The organism is uncultured Tenacibaculum sp., from assembly GCF_947495995.1.
Taxonomy (GTDB): domain Bacteria; phylum Bacteroidota; class Bacteroidia; order Flavobacteriales; family Flavobacteriaceae; genus Polaribacter.
Genome location: NZ_CANMAX010000003.1, coordinates 186,285 through 202,855 on the forward strand (window position 1 = coordinate 186,285; position 16,571 = coordinate 202,855).

The following is a 16,571-nucleotide window of genomic DNA, read 5'->3' on the forward strand; positions in this document are numbered from 1 at the left end:
AATAGTTTTAATTAGATCTTATAACATAAAGGTAAAATTTCACCTTTAGCTAAAGCATATCGCTCCACTAATTCTGGGGCGATTTGTTTTGTGTAATCTACTTCTTTTACTTCAAAACCAATACTTCTTAGTTTATCAAAATAATCACGTCCATAAACTCTAACATGATCGTATTGGCCGAAGATCTTAGCTCTTTCTTTAGGGTCAGTAATTGAGTCATCTTCAAAAGTTGTCGATCTATTTAAATCTTGTGGAATCTGAAAAATACCAAAACCACCAGGTTTTAAAACTCGATACAATTCTTGCATGGCTTTTGTATCGTCAGGAATATGTTCTAACACATGATTACAAAAAATGATGTCAAAAGAAGCATCTTCAAAAGGTAAGTCACAAATATCTGCTTTAACATCAGCGATTGGTGATTCTAAATCCGAAGTTAAATAATCTAAATTATCCTGTTGTCTAAAGCGATCTAAAAAACATTGTTCCGGAGCAATATGTAATAACTTTCTTTTCTCTTTTGAAGAAAAAAAGTCTGTTTCTTGCTGAAGATATAACCAAAGTAATCGATGTCTTTCTAGCGATAGTGTTGAAGGTGATAATACATTTTCTCTTTGTACTTCATATCCATAAGGAAGCATTTTTTTAAATGATTTCCCGTCAATAGGATCTGTGAACCGATCACCCTTTAACCACCACGAAATAAATGGGCGAACTAAATAGCTAGCCTTTATCAAAATTGGTCTTGGAATTGTATTTAAAACTGTCTTAAAAAGCGACACTAGATATTATAAAACTAAAGGTTGTTGTCTAAATTCATCTTCTTCATTACTCTCAATTCCTAAAGCTTCATAGATGTATTGGAATGTCGAAAGTAATTCTGGTTTACCATCAATAAGCGCTACATCATGTTCGAAATGAGCAGATGGTTTGTTATCTAAAGTTGTTACAGTCCAACCATCTTTATGGAATTTAATTTTGTGCGTTCCCATATTTGTCATAGGTTCAATAGCAAGTGCCATTCCTTCAACAAATTTCTTTCCACGTCCTCTTCTTCCGTAGTTTGGCATTTCAGGATCTTCGTGCATTTTTCTACCAATTCCATGTCCAACTAATTCTCTTACTACACCATAACCGTGCTTTTCAGTAAATTGCTGGATAGCATAACCAACATCACCAACTCTATTTCCAGCTTTGAATTCACGAATTCCAACATATAAACTCTCTTTGGTTACATCAAGTAGTTTTTTAGTTTCAGGATCAATCTCACCTACAGCAAAGGTGTAAGCATGATCTCCGTAAAATTCATTTTTTAAAGCACCACAGTCGATAGAAATAATATCTCCTTCAACTAATGGAGTATTGTTAGGAATACCATGTACTACTTGAGTATTCGGACTCATACATAGTGTGTTCGGAAAATCATATAACCCTAAAAAAGCAGGAATTGCACCTTGCTCTCTAATAAATTCTTCAGCAAGCTTATCTAAATATAAAGTAGTAACTCCAGGTTTTACTTCTTTAGCTAACATTCCTAAAGTTCTAGAAACTACTAAAGCACTTTCGCGCATTAACTCTATTTCTTCTCTGTTTTTCGGTATAATCATTTCCTGTGGAATAAATAAAGTGCAAATATACTGGATTCATCGAAACATTTAGTGTTTAAATTCTGTATGATAGATTTACACTGAATTTGTCTGTTTTATTGTTTTTTACGAGCTAACTTTCTTTTTTGTTTGTAGAAGTTTTTATCGGCAACATAAATCTTTTTTATCACCTCACAATAGGTTGTGTCCTCTTTAGCATCGACTAACTTTGTAATCTTTGTGATTTCTATTTCATTTCCTTCAGAAACTCTCTTTTTTATGTTTTCAATTTCTTCTTCAGTATATGAAAAACTAGCGTATAAATTTTGTTTGGCAGGTTTCTTAAAAAATATTTCAGCAGATTTATCCCAAACAACATAATCATCACCAATAATATTAATCAATTGTACCATAGGAATTGGATCAACAGCAGAAAACATGCTACCTCCAAAAATTGAATTTACATAATTTCTATTCTTATAATTTAGAGGTAATTTTATTTTTACGTTCAATAAATCATCTGAAACTGAAACTACTCTACCTGTACTTCTTCGATACATTGGAGAAAGGTTAAAACCATATTTAAATAATGTTTTCTTTGAAAATATTTTACCTCCAATCTTTGCTACTTTTTGATAAACTGACATGATTCTTTATTGTGATTTAAATTGTTTTAAAACTTGTTCTGGATTTTTTTGATAGGCTTCAACGATTTTTTTTGTCTTATCTGAAAGATGTTCGTTGAAATAAGTATAAGACCAACTCATGCATTCTGCTATAATAGGGGCTAAGTCTAAACCTTTTTGAGTAAGTCGGTAAATGAAAACTTTTTTATTTGTTGGATGATTAGATTTTGTAATGATCTTCAAATCTTCCAATTTTGATAATCTATCTGAGAGCCTCGCGGAAGAAATTTTTTCCTTAGCTAACGAGAAATCTTTAAATGTTCGCTCTTTATAATAGAGTAAATCACGAACAATTAGTAAGCTCCATTTGTCTCCAAATAAATCTAAGCCTAAACTTAAAGGACAATTAGATCTAAAATTATGTGCTTCTTTTTTTACTTTCATTTGGAGATTTATTTTGCTTTCGATTTGAAAGTAAAAATAAAAAATATAATTGAAATAAATTGAGGCTAATCAAAGAGTAATTAAATTCTTTAAAGCCCTTAAAGAAATGAAGTACCTAGTTAATTTTTATATTGCAATTTTAGAGGTGTTCTGATTTCTAAATCAAGATTTTGGACGTTGTTATTACCTGGTGTTTTAATTATTTATCAGGAAAAAGAAAGCTATAATTAGATAAATAGAACTCAAAAAAAAATCGATGAATAAAAAAGTTATTCATCGATTATCTGTTATTTTTCGTATGCATGTTTGTATCCTTTTCCAGATACAATTTGCAGTATGTCTTGTTCTAAGAAAGCATCGTTAACGGTGTGTTCTACAAATCTTCCTATTTCTTTTCCGTTTCGATAAAAAATAAAAGTAGGAACTCGAATAATATCATAACCTTTTTCAGCTCCATTCGCTTTTTTATCTCTGTTTACAGTAACAAGATCTAACTTGCTTACATCGAAATTAGTTTCATTTAAAATTTTGTAAAAATTAGGAACTTCACGTCTACTATCATCGCACCAAGTTCCCATAAAAGCTTTAATCGTTATATCTTTTAAATAAGGAGTTAGTTCAGAAATAGTTTTTTTGTCTGTTTCGTAATACTCGTAATAATCATTAAACCATTCGCTTCCGTAAGGCTCTTGTTTTAAATCTTCTTTAGTAGCATATCCTACTAAATTACCATTAGCATTTTTAATAGCTTTATTTTTCTTATCTGACTTCGGGTGAGAAGCACAAGAAGCTACTAAAAAGATAATGGTAATATATAAAAGTTGTTTCATTTAAAAATTAATTTAGACTAATGACTCTTGTGTCATTTCTTTAGGTTTTTCTATACCTAACAAATGTAATATAGTTGGCGCCATATCTCCTAAAATTCCATTTTTAATTGATTTTAATTCGTTGTCTATCAAAATTAATGGAACTGGATTTGTTGTATGTGCTGTGTTTGGAGAACCATCTGGGTTAATCATTGTTTCACAGTTTCCATGATCTGCAATTAGTAAAGTTGTGTAGCCGTTAGCTAATGCGCTAGTTACAACTTCGTTTACACAAGTATCTACAGTTTCACAAGCTTTAACTGCTGCGTCGAAATCTCCAGTATGTCCCACCATGTCTCCATTGGCAAAATTTAAACACACAAAATCTACTTCTCCTTTTTCTAATTCAGGAACAATAGCATCTTTAATTTCAAAAGCACTCATTTCTGGTTTAAGATCATATGTCGCTACTTTTGGAGATGGACATAAAATTCTTTTTTCACCTTCAAATTCTTTCTCCCTTCCTCCAGAAAAGAAAAATGTAACATGAGGATACTTTTCTGTTTCTGCAATTCTGATTTGTTTCTTTCCTGCAGTTTCTAAAACCTCACCTAAAGTGTTTTCAATATTTTTATTGTCGTAAATCACGTGAACACCTTCAAAAGTACTATCGTAATTTGTCATCGTAACAAAATACAATGGTAATTTCTTAAGGTTTTGATCTGCAAAATCTTGCTGATTTAACGCTTGGGTTAATTGTCTTCCTCTATCTGTTCTAAAATTGAAGAAAATAACAACATCATCTTCTTTGATTGTAGCTTTAGGCTGATCGTTATCGTTAGTTAAAATGACTGGCTTAATAAATTCATCAGTAACATCATTACTATAACTTTCAGCAATACTTTCTGTAGCATTTTTAGATAAAGTACCTTCGCCGTTTACAAGAGCGTTATAAGCTAAAGCTACTCTTTCCCAACGATTATCTCGATCCATTGCGTAATAACGACCAGTAATAGAAGCTAAGCTTCCAGTAGTTTCAGACATATAGTTTTCTATGTCGCCAATAAAACCTTTTCCAGATTTAGGATCAGTATCTCTACCATCGGTAAAAGCATGTAAAAAAATGTTTTCAATTTCTTGATCTTTTGCCACTTTTAGTAATCCTTTTAAATGATTTATATGAGAATGAATTCCACCATCTGAAACTAATCCTAATAAGTGGATATTCTTATTGTTCTTTTTCGCATACTCAAAAGCATTCTGTAATTCTTCTTCTTTAGCAAGTGTATCATCTTTTATCGCCTTATTGATTTTGGCAAGATTTTGATAAACAATTCTTCCAGCTCCTAAATTAATATGCCCAACTTCAGAATTTCCCATTTGACCTTCAGGAAGTCCAACATATTCACCGTCTGTTCTTAATTCAGAATGAGGAAATTTTGTGTATAAAGAATCTATAAAAGATGTGTTTGCTTTATCTACTGCAGAAATTTCAGGGTTAGGTGAAATTCCCCAACCATCTAAAATCATTAAAATTACTTTCTTATCCATTTGGTATAATTTGATAAGTAAAAGTAGTAAAGATTTTAGGTTTTTTATTTAAAATTTCACGAAACCGATTGCGATTAAAGCGACAATAGAAATAGCACCAATTGGAATTAAATACATAAGAAGTTTTCTTCTGTTTTCTTTTTTAACCTCTAGTCTTATTTTTTCTAATTGTTCTTCAGTAGCTGTCTTGTTAAATGATAGTTCATTAACATCATCTTTTTGAAAAGACATATGTTTTTTTAATTTTTTAATAGCGCTCTTACGAGGACGTTTATTGTTCTTAATACTCGCTATCATAGCAGAGGTCGATCCCATAACAAATTTTTTAGCATTTCCTATATGTAGCTAAATGTTTGAAAACGTTACATTTTTACCTATGTTAATAGATTTTGTTAAAATGTTTTTTGTGTTCTTTTTATTTGTAAATTTGCACCCCGAAAAAAACGCCGGTTATTAGTGACTTTTTCAAAAAAAGTGTATCCAATATCAGTGTAAGTAAGATGCATAAATAAAATAAAAATGAAATTATTTAAAAGTTTAATCCCTGTATTAGTATTCGTATGTTTTGGTATACAAAATGTATTCTCTCAAGAAATTTCTAGAGAAGATAGAAAAACTATAAAGAGTAAAGAACAAGAGATACGAGTAAACGAAGAGATTTTATTAAGTGGTATCGAAGGTTTAGAAAGAATTAAATCTAGACTACAAAAAGATAAAAGCAGAAATAGAATCACTAAAGAAGAAGCTTTAAGAAAAGAAACAATCATCAGAAACGTTGAAGGTAGATTATCGAAATTAGATAAGAAAATTAAAAACCAGAAAAGTGACTTGGTAGCTTTTAAAAAATCTTTAAATGTAAAAGTTGAAGAAGTTGCTGAAGTTAAAACTACTGAAGTTGCTGAGGTTTCTGCTCCAACTACAGGTGGAAACTCAAATAGCGATCTTCAACAAAGAGAGCAAGAGTTAAAAGCGGCTAGATTAAAATTAGAGCAAGAAATTAAAGCTAGTGAAGAAGCTTATAAAAAGCAGTTAGAAGCTTTACGCCTTAAGAACGAGAAATTAGCAAAATTAGATAATCAATTACAAACTGAGAAGAAGGAGATTGAAGACAAAATATCTAAGGAGAAGAGAATGAAAATTATGGAGGTTGAAGATGATATTAGTGTAAATGAAGAAATGCTAATAAGTGGAAGACAAGGTTTAAAGAAGAAGAAAGATCAGTTAGAAACTGCTAAGAAAAATGGTGGTTTAACTGCAGAAGATATTCAAAGAAAAGAATCTATTATTAATAGAGTAGAAAGCAGACTAAACAAACTTGAGAGCGAAATCAAGGTGAAAAAAGCAGAATTAAGTAAGCTGAAAGCAGCTTAAATCTTAATTGTGAATAATTGAGTTTAACTATAAAAGGGTGAATTTTACAATTCACCCTTTTTTTTGTCGTAGTATTAAAAATAAGGTCTTTGTCAGACTATCCTTATTGTTGTAATAACCACTAAAGTTTTAGATTAATATAATTCCCCTCAATTAATCTATAAAAGTATATTTACAACAGTATTCCCCCGTTGTTCAAATAAATAAACTGAAAACATCAGTTCAATCAAAATCGGGTGCAATTTCTATCAAAAAACAGAATTCAGAAAATGATTTTTAAGAGTTAAGTTTTTGAAAAATTATAGTTAAATCAAAATAATTTTTCATTTAATTTGTTGGCTTTTAATCGTTTGAGTTGTGTTTTAAAAACTATTAAATTACTAGGATTACAGTTGTTAGTTTCCAAGTTTTTAAATCTTCGATTTCAGCCAATCTAAAATCCCTATTTTCTTATCTAAAATTGAATCTTCTGCTTTATTAACTTTTTCAAGAATTTCATTATACAACTCTTTAAAAAGTATCGATTTTTCTGATTCAGAATAATAAGGCTTTATCTTATGTAAACCGTTTAAAATGCTTCGTTCTAAATTAAATAATCGTTCATTATTCTTTAGGAAATATTTGCTAGTATGAACTAAATGAGAAATCAATTGATGATCACCTAAATCATGCTGAATCATAATACGAAGTATATTTCCGCAAGAGATAATTAATGATGCAGGATTAGATTTTTTCTCACTAATAGTAATACAGTATTGATTAGCTTCTTTTAAATCTCCATTCAAGAAATACATTCGAGCAATAGAAAGCAAAATTTCAATACTAAAATTAGGTCCTGTTAATCCGCTATGCAGATTATAGTTTTCTTTGACCTTTGGAACAATTTCTAAAAAGCGTTTCGTATCTTTTTTAATCCATAAATAATTTAAAACCAAACAATCATTAGCAACAGTACAAAAGCTTTTGATAATAGCGCTAAACTTATGTTCGTTGTTATCAATTAGTTTTAAAAGTTCTGGATGAATTTTTTCAAATGGTGTAGTTTCCATCAAATTCATACTAGCATCTAAATAATTGTTTAATGCTTTAAACTTGAATAGAAAGTCGTCTCTGTATTTAGAAGGATTGTTGTTCAGTTGCTCGTAAGCTAAAAAAGAATATCGTTTTCCTTCGTTAAAATCATTGTTTCCGATATGAATTAACGATTTGGCTCTGTAAAAAAAGTAAACAGATAAAACAGATTTTGCTTTGCTTACATCTTGTAATAATTCGTTGTTATTGTAATTTAAAAGTACATTTCTGTTTTTAATTCTTTTATCTAAAAAATGATAATGAAGTTCACAAATTTCTTCAGCAAGTAACTTATATGAATTCAAGTTTTTTGATAATTGAATATATCTGTCCAATTCAGCTACACCTTGTTCAAAGTTATTGTTGCCTTTATCGTAATTGAATAATCTAAACTCAACTGCTTTTTTCTGAATCATACAGCAGATATCAAAATCACATTTTTCAACAGCGATTTTTTTCAGTTTACTTAACTTTCTTTTCGCTTTTGTGTATAGTGCGTTTTTTAAAAGCACCTCTAATTCTATAAGCTCGTTAAAAAGATTAATATCAGAGTATTTTTCTTCGGAGGTTTTTAAATGATCAATTAACTCCTGAAATAAATCAAACTTAATTGTATTGAATTTTAAGGAAGATAATTTTTGTTTTCGTATAAAGTTTTCTTTGTCGAAATCTTTTTTTCTTCGAACAGTTTCTAAAAGTTTCAACTTAACATTTATTCCAGATTTGGTACTAAGATTTCTTTTGAAAGCATTGTAAACTTTCGGACTTAGTGAATCAATTAATAAATTTAAATCTGTTTCTTCAGATTTTGTCATAGGGCGATGCGTGGGTTAAAATATTGAACTCTATTTTATTACATCTTTTTCAACGTTAATATAACTTAAAATAAGAGTCAAATATTGTTTAGTTATAAAAGGAAGATACTGTGACATAGTCCCTTAAATAACTTATTTGATTTTTTATTCTGTTTTAATGAGACTGATTATGTGTTGTAATCAGTAAGCCGGATTTTAATTAGTTTTAGTTTAACTATCTTCTATAGGCTTAATTAAATAATGTGAATAATAACCAGCATCTGGTATTGGTTTTATACTAAATTGATCACTTTTTTTTCGTGATTTTTGTCGATAAGCAATATTTGCTTTGATTGGTATTTGTGGAGGGTTAATAGCAATCCTTTGACCTGTATTTAAACTAGTGGTTTGCATTTTTTTTATGAAAGGGTTTTTGTTTTGGTTAACTAGATTTTCTATAATCAAGCAAAAGTTGATATAGATAACTCAAGTAATTAAATGGAATTTAATTCACTTTCTTCTCGTTTTCTGTGTTGATTGTAAATATACAAAAATCGAAAATTATAAGGCTATTAATTTCGAAATGAGTATTTTTATGGTTACAAACAACACTAAGATTTTAACGTATGAAAACTCACTTTGAGTTAAATGAAGTAACGAGAAAATTACCTAAACACTTACACAAATTTGTAGTTAAACAACCTTATGATGAATATACAGCTCAAAACCAAGCTGTATGGCGATATGTAATGCGTATGAATGTAGATTATTTGAGTAAAGTTGCTCATGAATCTTACATTGAAGGTTTAGAAAAAACAGGAATTTCCGTTGATACAATTCCTAGAATGGAAGGAATGAACAGAATTTTAAAAGAAATTGGTTGGGCAGCCGTTTCTGTAGATGGTTTTATTCCACCAAATGCTTTTATGGAATTTCAAGCATATAACGTATTAGTTATAGCTTCAGATATGCGAACTATAGATCATATCAAATATACTCCTGCGCCAGATATTATTCATGAAGCAGCAGGTCATGCACCAATTATAGCAAACCCAGAATATGCTGAATATTTAAGAAGATTTGGAGAAATAGGAGCTAAAGCAATTTCATCTTCTAGAGATTATGAAATGTATGAAGCTATTCGTTTGCTGTCAATCTTAAAAGAAAATCCAAATTCAACAACCAAAGAGATTCAAGAAGCGCAAGAAAAAGTAGAATGGTTGCAAAATAATATGGGTGCATTATCTGAAATGGCTCAGATTAGAAATTTACATTGGTGGACTGTTGAGTATGGATTAATAGGTACTGTTGAAGATCCAAAAATTTATGGAGCCGGATTACTTTCTTCTATTGGTGAAAGTAAATGGTGTATGCAAGATGCTGTTAAGAAAATACCATACACTTTAGAAGCTTCTAACGTATCTTTTGATATTACAAAACCACAACCACAATTATTCGTAACTCCAGATTTTGCACATTTGAGTCTAGTTTTAGAACAATACGCAAATACCATGGGAATTCGTAAAGGAGGTTTAAGTGGAATTAATAAGTTAATCGATTCTAAAAATTTAGGTACGATTGAATTATCTACAGGAATTCAAGTTTCAGGAGTGTTTTCTAATGTAATTACTGATGAAACTAATAAACCGATTTATATTCAAACTACTGGTGGAACAGCGTTGTCGAATAGAGATAAAGAATTAATTGGTCACGGAACAAATTATCATGCAGAAGGTTTTGGTAGTCCAGTAGGAAAATTAAGAGGAATTAATATTCCTATTGAAAATATGAGTCCGAGAGACTTAGAGGCTTACGGTATTTATGAAGGTAAAACAGTAAGTTTAGAATTTGAAGGTGGTGTAAAAGTAGAAGGAGAAGTAATTACAGGAACTAGAGATTTACGCGGAAGAATTTTATTAATTTCGTTTAAGAATTGTACAGTAACACATTTCGATACGGTATTATTCCATCCAGATTGGGGAATTTACGATATGGCTGTTGGTGTAGAAATTGTTTCAGCATATGCAGGTCCAGCAGATGTGAGCTCTTTTGAAGATATCGGAAAAGTATCAGAAACCAAAACACATAAAATAAACTATTCTTCATCAGATAGAGCGTTGTATGACTTATATACTGAAGTACGACAAATGAGAGAAGAAAATACAGTTACAGAAGATAGAGTATTGGCTATTTTTAATACTGTTGAAGAAAGGTTTAACGAAGATTGGTTGTTAACTTTAGAGTTGTATGAAGTTTCAGTAGAGCATAATTATGAAGTTAAACATGCGATAAAAGAATACTTAAATACTTTAAAAACTAACGAAGAACTTACAAGTTTAATAGAGGACGGACTTTCTCTAGCGGCTAATGAACAAGTAATATAAAATGAATATATTTAATTTATTTAGAAGAAAAAATATGGCAAACGAAATTCAAGAATATTTAGAAAAAGGAGCAGTAGTTTTAGATGTAAGAACTTTAGCGGAATGGAATGACGGGCATAGTGAAGGAGCTAAACACATTGTATTAGATACTATTCCAGAACATGTAGAAGAGATTAAATCTTGGAATAAGCCTGTAATTGCAGTATGTAGAAGTGGAGCAAGAAGTGGAAGAGCTACAGAATTTTTACAAGGTCAAGGATTAGACGTTATTAACGGTGGTCCTTGGGGAGACGTAGATCAATACTTATAAGATAAAAAATATCAAAGTAGTAAAGAGATGTGCAAAAGCACATCTCTTTGCTTTTTTTAAAAATAAGCTATGAAAATTAAATTAATATCAACAATTGCGTTGTTGTGGTTAGTAATTATTGGGTGTAAGGTAAATAGAACAAGCCCTCCAATTCTCGCTAAAGAATTCCCTATTATACTTCAAGAAAATGCAAAAGATTGCGGTCCGATTTGCTTAGCAATGCTTTGTAAATATTATGACTTAAATATTGAGTTGGACAGTTTAAAGAAATTATCGTCATTCGATCCAGTAGAAGGAACAACACTTTTAGGATTAAGTGAAGCTTGTGATAGCATTGGAATCAAAAATTTAGGAATCCGAGTTACTTATGATAAAATATTAGAATACGATAATCCGTCCATTGCACACTGGGATAATAATCATTACGTAGTTGTATATAAAATGACTAAAGATAGTACTTGGGTAGCCGATCCTGCAGTTGGTAAAATCAGATATTCAAGAGAAGAGTTTTGTAAAAGTTGGTCAAAAGGAGAAGGGAATACTAGTCCAGAAGAAGGAGTGATGTTAATTACAGAATTAGATGCTAAAAAATAAAATAACTTGTAGAGAGAGAATATTTTAGTTTTTATCTTTACTGAAAAAATATTATGAAATTAATTAAATTGCTAACAACAGTATTGTTGTGTTTTTCAATTTTGTCAGTTTTTTCACAGAAAAGGTTTAGCCTTGGAATTCAAGCTGGTCCAAATTACTCTAATTTAAGGTTTGAAAATGAAAGTGTTATTGAGCATGATTATGAGTTTGGCTACTTTTTAGGTTTAAGTGCGAATTATCGTTTAAAAAAAAGATTGAGCATTAGAACCGAGTTAAATTATGATCGCAAAGTAGCTAGTGTTTCTTTTCCAGGTGTAGTAATTGGTAATGATGTGTTTCCTGCGGGTAAAATTGAAGATGTATATGAGTTTATAACTTTACCTGTATTATTAAAATATGAGTTTAGTGATAAAAATCCATTTTTTATTAATGGAGGTGTTTTTTTAGGTTATTTTTTAAGAGCTAGAGAAAGTACCAATGGAAGAGAATTGAGTGAAGATCTATCTTATTTTTTTGCGAATTATGATTTTGGATTTTCTATAGGTGTTGGTAAAACTTTTTCGATTAACGACAGTAATAATCTAACAGTAGAATTAAGGAACCATTTAGGAGTAGTAAATATTGAAGCTGATAGTGAGTATACTAAGACAAATTCTTTCAGCCTAATTCTAGGTTGGAATTTTACACTTTAAGAAATTAAAACTTCATAAAAGGAAATGCTTGAATTAGTGTTTCCTTTTTTTGTGTAAGTTTATTTAAGAACTTTTGATGTGCTTCAGAATTTGGATTAAAAGGTTTGTGTGCTAATCCTTTCTGAATTTCCTCAACTTTAGTCAATGTTTGTAGTGTGTTTTCACTAAACCAAGTTTCAGAAAACTTTTTCCAAATGTAATTTATGGCAGTCTCATTTGGGTGAATCATATCAGCTTTATAAAAACGATAATCACGTAATTCATCCATTAGAATTTCATAAGAAGGAAAATAATAGTGTTGTCTTCTTGGTTCAACAACTTCATGAATTCCTGCAAATAAATGCGATTTACTTCTCTGATTTTCTATAAAACCATCTTTTAAATGACGAATAGGAGAAACAGTAAAAATTATAGAAGCTCTAGGATTTACACTTTTAATTAAAGCACAAATATTCTCCAAACTAGCCGTTATCTCATCAACAGGTAATAATTCTTTTAAAAATTGCTTTTGAGGCACTTTATGACAATTTGCAACAATTGTATCCGAAGAAATAAAACGATACACCCAAGCTGTTCCTAAAGTGATTATAATATGACTTGCACCTAACAATTCTTTAGAGGTAATTTGAATCGCAGAATTTATGTTTTGAAGTATCTGTTCTTTATCAACGTCACTCAGGTTAGAATGTACATCAAAACAATGCCAACGTTCATTTAATTCGAAAATATCAGTTTCAGTATATGTTTTCTCATTAATCGCATTGGTGATTAATGTTTCAATAGCTTTTGGATGGAATAAAATTCCAAACGGATTTTGATTGACTTGAAACTTAAAATAGCTGAGTTTATTTCCAATGTTTTCTGAAAAACAAGAACCTAACAATAATAATTTAGAGTTGTAATCAATTAAGTTATGTGATTGTTGTTTTAAAGGTAATTTGGTTTGTAAATCCATACTATTTCACTTACTGAGTTACTGGTTGTGCTAAATTAATTGAAATTTCTGGTACTCTTTTATTAAAGTATGTTTTGATGTTTTGGAAATCTTCTTTTTCTAATTCAAGAAAAGAAATTAATTCCTGTGAATCTTCTTTAAAAAGAATAATCTGATTCGGGAATACTTCTAAATTAGTAATTTCTGAAACATTAAAAGTTCGTTCCTCTTTCCCATTTTTGAAGGTTATTAATCCTTTTTTAATTTGGAATGATGCTGTTTTTCTAAGAAAAATACCACTTATAAATGATACAAAGATCATTATGAAAACTATCATATAGTTAATTTGATAAACATTAACAATATAAGCATAAGCTAAAAATCCAGTTACTAAGAATATAGAAAAGCCTAAGCTAGCGTCTTTATGTGCATAGTCATTCTCACTAGGTATAAATACTGAATCTGGATCTTTTTTCTTTGGGATGAAAGATCTATAGGTAACAAATATTAATAATAGAATTAAAGCCGCTGTTATGTATGGTTTCGGTATTTTTTCATAATAAAAAGCAATTTCATCTCCATAGAAATGTTCTATAATCTTAATGATTACATAGAAGAAAACAGGACTTATTATATGTCTCCAATAATGCAATAGTTTCTCTTTCATGTTGTAAAAATAAAAAAATCTAAAATCATATTATGATTTTAGATTTTTTAAAAGTGTCATTCTAAACTCATCTCAGAATCTTAAACGAATTCAGATTGATGTTAATATTTTGTGTTATACGATGTAATCTTTAGCGCGCTCTAATGCTTTTGGAATTCCACCAGGATTTTTACCTCCAGCCGTAGCAAAGAAATTTTGTCCACCACCACCTCCGTGGATTAATTTTCCTAATTCTCTAACTACTTTACCAGCATCGTAACCTTTTTCGTTAGCTAAATCTTTAGAAATGTAGCAAGTTAACATTGCTTTTTCTTTTGTAGGAGCAGTAGCAAATAAGACAAATAAATTATCAATTTCACCACCTAACTCGAATAGTAGATTTCTGATACTAGTAGGATCTAAATCTACTTTTGTTGCTAAGAAGTTCACACCATTAACTTCAGTGATTTGATTTTTTAAATCACCTTTCATGTTCTTAGCTTTATCTTTTAATAACTGTTCTATTTGCTTCTTTAAAGCAGCATTTTCATTCTGTAAAGAAGTAACAGCTTTAGTTAAATCTTTAGGATTTTTCAACACATCTTTTACAGCATTAAATTTATCTTCAACGTCTTCGAAATATTCTCCAACAGCCATATTTGTAATTGCTTCAATACGACGAATACCAGCAGCTACAGCACCTTCAGATTTAATTTTGAAATACCAAACATCACCAGTTTGCTGAACATGTGTTCCTCCACATAATTCCATCGACTGACCAAATTTAATCGCTCTTACACTATCGCCATATTTTTCTCCAAATAAAGCAATTGCTCCTTCGTCGATTGCTTGTTGCATTGGAATATTACGTTTTTCTTCTAACGGAAGATTTTCACGAATACGTGCATTTACAAATTCTTCAATTTCTCTTAGTTGATCATTATCAACTTTAGAAAAATGAGAAAAATCGAAACGTAAATGTTTAGGACTAACTAAAGATCCTTTTTGTTCAACGTGAGTTCCTAAAATTGTTCGTAAAGCTTGGTGTAATAAATGCGTTGCTGTATGATTACTAGCAGATAATCTTCTATACTCTTCATTTACCACAGCTTTAAACGATTCATTCAAGTGTTTTGGTAAGTTTTTCGTGTAATGAATAATTACATTATTCTCTTTTTTAGTATCTAAAATATGAATCACGTCACCATGAACATCTTCTAAGAAACCTTTATCACCCACTTGTCCTCCTCCTTCAGGATAAAAAGGAGTCATATTAAATACTAATTGATATTGATCACCATCTTTTTTGGTAGTTACTTTTCTGTAGCGAGTTAATTTTACATCTACGCTTAACGTATCGTAACCAACAAATTCTTCAACATCATCTTCTACTAAAGTAACCCAATCACCAGTTTCACTTGCAGAAGCAGCACGAGAACGGTCTTTTTGTTCTTGCATACTTTGCTTAAATTCTTCCTCATTAATCTCGTACCCTTTTTCACGTGCGATTAATTGAGTTAAATCTAATGGGAAACCATAGGTGTCATATAATTCAAAAGCTTTTTTACCTGAAACAGTTTTGTCTTTCGCAGATTCAATCACTTTATCTAATAATAATAAACCTTGATCTAAAGTGCGTAAGAAAGACTGTTCTTCTTCTTTAATTACATTATGAACTAAAGCAGATTGCTTTTTAATTTCAGGAAAAGCTTCACCCATTTGATGTGCTAGGGTTTCTGATAATTTATAAATAAAAGCTTCTTTCTGATTTAAGAATGTAAATCCGTAACGAATAGCACGTCTTAAAATTCTACGAATTACATAACCAGCTCCATTATTACTTGGTAATTGTCCGTCTGCAATAGCAAAAGAAACAGCTCTTACGTGATCTGCAATTACACGAATAGCTACATCTATTTTCTCATCATTTCCATATTTTACACCAGTAATAGTTTCAATTTCTCTAATTAACGGAGTAAATACATCTGTATCGTAGTTCGATTGAACGTTTTGTAAAACCATACACAAACGCTCAAATCCCATACCTGTATCAATATGTTTAGCAGGCAATTCTTCTAAAGACTTATCTGCTTTTCTATTGTACTGCATGAAAACTAAATTCCATATTTCAACAACTTCAGGATGATCTTCATTAACTAAAGATTTTCCGTCTACTTTAGCTTTTTCTCCAGCAGAACGAATATCAACATGAATTTCAGAACAAGGTCCGCATGGTCCTTGATCTCCCATTTCCCAGAAGTTATCTTTTTTATTTCCCATTAAGATACGATCCTCAGAAATGTATTGTTTCCATAAATCGTAAGCTTCTTGATCCATTTTTGTTCCATCACCTTCATCACCTTCAAATACGGTAACATATAAAATGTCTTTAGGAATCTTGTAAACTTCAGTTAACAATTCCCAAGCCCAAGCGATTGCTTCTTTTTTAAAGTAATCACCAAAACTCCAGTTACCTAACATTTCAAACATGGTGTGATGATACGTATCGTAACCTACTTCTTCTAAATCGTTGTGTTTTCCAGAAACACGAAGACATTTTTGAGAATCAGAAATACGTAGATTTTTAGGCGTATTATTTCCCAAGAAAAATTCCTTAAATGGGGCCATCCCAGAGTTAGTAAACATAAGGGTTGGGTCATTTTTTAATACCATTGGGGCAGAAGGCACAATTTCGTGTTGTTTAGATTTAAAAAATTCTAAAAACTTGCTTCTAATTTCTTGAGATTTCATGGGTTATT

General features: G+C 30.3%; 17 protein-coding genes. 5 read left to right on the forward strand and 12 right to left on the reverse strand.

The features are described from left to right. Positions 1 to 11: 11 nt before the first annotated feature. The 7 genes from Q1A15_RS09995 to Q1A15_RS10025 form a co-directional block, all read right to left on the reverse strand. Positions 12 to 782, reverse strand: coding sequence for a class I SAM-dependent methyltransferase (locus tag Q1A15_RS09995; protein WP_299622735.1), 771 nt, complete (start codon positions 780 to 782; stop codon positions 12 to 14). Between the two features lie 6 nt (positions 783 to 788). Further along, positions 789 to 1,607, reverse strand: coding sequence for a type I methionyl aminopeptidase (map, locus tag Q1A15_RS10000; protein ID WP_299622737.1), 819 nt, complete (start codon positions 1,605 to 1,607; stop codon positions 789 to 791). A 95-nt stretch (positions 1,608 to 1,702) separates the two neighbouring features. Continuing rightward, positions 1,703 to 2,233 (reverse strand): DUF4442 domain-containing protein, encoded by a 531-nt coding sequence (locus Q1A15_RS10005; protein ID WP_299622740.1) that lies wholly within the window; start codon positions 2,231 to 2,233, stop codon positions 1,703 to 1,705. 6 nt (positions 2,234 to 2,239) lie between these two features. Further along, positions 2,240 to 2,656: a helix-turn-helix domain-containing protein gene (locus tag Q1A15_RS10010; protein ID WP_299622743.1), complete on the reverse strand. Its 417-nt coding sequence runs from the start codon at positions 2,654 to 2,656 to the stop codon at positions 2,240 to 2,242. A gap of 287 nt (positions 2,657 to 2,943) precedes the next feature. After that, entirely contained in the window at positions 2,944 to 3,486 is a 543-nt protein-coding gene (locus tag Q1A15_RS10015) for a thioredoxin family protein (protein ID WP_299622746.1), read from the reverse strand. A gap of 12 nt (positions 3,487 to 3,498) precedes the next feature. After that, entirely contained in the window at positions 3,499 to 5,016 is a 1,518-nt protein-coding gene (gpmI, locus tag Q1A15_RS10020) for a 2,3-bisphosphoglycerate-independent phosphoglycerate mutase (protein WP_299622748.1), read from the reverse strand. A gap of 48 nt (positions 5,017 to 5,064) precedes the next feature. Next, a complete protein-coding gene (locus Q1A15_RS10025; protein WP_299622751.1) occupies positions 5,065 to 5,331 on the reverse strand; it encodes a hypothetical protein in 267 nt (88 codons plus the stop codon). 204 nt (positions 5,332 to 5,535) lie between these two features. On the opposite strand from Q1A15_RS10025, the gene Q1A15_RS10030 reads away from it, so the two are divergent. Continuing rightward, positions 5,536 to 6,387 carry a hypothetical protein gene (locus tag Q1A15_RS10030; RefSeq protein WP_299622753.1) on the forward strand — a complete coding sequence of 284 codons (852 nt, stop codon included), beginning with the start codon at positions 5,536 to 5,538 and terminating at the stop codon, positions 6,385 to 6,387. Positions 6,388 to 6,797: 410 nt separating this feature from the next. Here Q1A15_RS10030 and Q1A15_RS10035 read toward each other — a convergent pair whose 3' ends face one another. Then, complete coding sequence (locus tag Q1A15_RS10035; protein ID WP_299622756.1) at positions 6,798 to 8,273, reverse strand: hypothetical protein; 1,476 nt, start codon at positions 8,271 to 8,273, stop codon at positions 6,798 to 6,800. Positions 8,274 to 8,483: 210 nt separating this feature from the next. Further along, complete coding sequence (locus Q1A15_RS10040) at positions 8,484 to 8,666, reverse strand: hypothetical protein (protein ID WP_299622758.1); 183 nt, start codon at positions 8,664 to 8,666, stop codon at positions 8,484 to 8,486. Between the two features lie 212 nt (positions 8,667 to 8,878). Between Q1A15_RS10040 and Q1A15_RS10045 the strand changes: the two genes are divergently transcribed. From Q1A15_RS10045 to Q1A15_RS10060, 4 genes are all read left to right on the forward strand, one after another. Next, entirely contained in the window at positions 8,879 to 10,636 is a 1,758-nt protein-coding gene (locus Q1A15_RS10045; RefSeq protein WP_299622761.1) for an aromatic amino acid hydroxylase, read from the forward strand. A gap of 34 nt (positions 10,637 to 10,670) precedes the next feature. Next, positions 10,671 to 10,946, forward strand: coding sequence for a rhodanese-like domain-containing protein (locus Q1A15_RS10050; protein WP_299622764.1), 276 nt, complete (start codon positions 10,671 to 10,673; stop codon positions 10,944 to 10,946). A 69-nt stretch (positions 10,947 to 11,015) separates the two neighbouring features. Beyond that, a complete protein-coding gene (locus Q1A15_RS10055) occupies positions 11,016 to 11,540 on the forward strand; it encodes a cysteine peptidase family C39 domain-containing protein (protein WP_299622766.1) in 525 nt (174 codons plus the stop codon). A 53-nt stretch (positions 11,541 to 11,593) separates the two neighbouring features. Beyond that, positions 11,594 to 12,232, forward strand: a complete 639-nt coding sequence (locus tag Q1A15_RS10060) for a porin family protein (RefSeq protein ID WP_299622769.1) — start codon at positions 11,594 to 11,596, stop codon at positions 12,230 to 12,232. A 4-nt stretch (positions 12,233 to 12,236) separates the two neighbouring features. Here the strand turns inward: Q1A15_RS10060 and Q1A15_RS10065 are convergent, their stop codons facing one another. The 3 genes from Q1A15_RS10065 to alaS form a co-directional block, all read right to left on the reverse strand. Further along, complete coding sequence (locus Q1A15_RS10065; protein WP_299622773.1) at positions 12,237 to 13,187, reverse strand: GSCFA domain-containing protein; 951 nt, start codon at positions 13,185 to 13,187, stop codon at positions 12,237 to 12,239. A gap of 10 nt (positions 13,188 to 13,197) precedes the next feature. Further along, positions 13,198 to 13,833, reverse strand: a complete 636-nt coding sequence (locus Q1A15_RS10070) for a hypothetical protein (protein ID WP_299622776.1) — start codon at positions 13,831 to 13,833, stop codon at positions 13,198 to 13,200. A gap of 114 nt (positions 13,834 to 13,947) precedes the next feature. Next, a complete protein-coding gene (alaS, locus tag Q1A15_RS10075; RefSeq protein WP_299622780.1) occupies positions 13,948 to 16,563 on the reverse strand; it encodes an alanine--tRNA ligase in 2,616 nt (871 codons plus the stop codon). Positions 16,564 to 16,571: the final 8 nt, after the last annotated feature.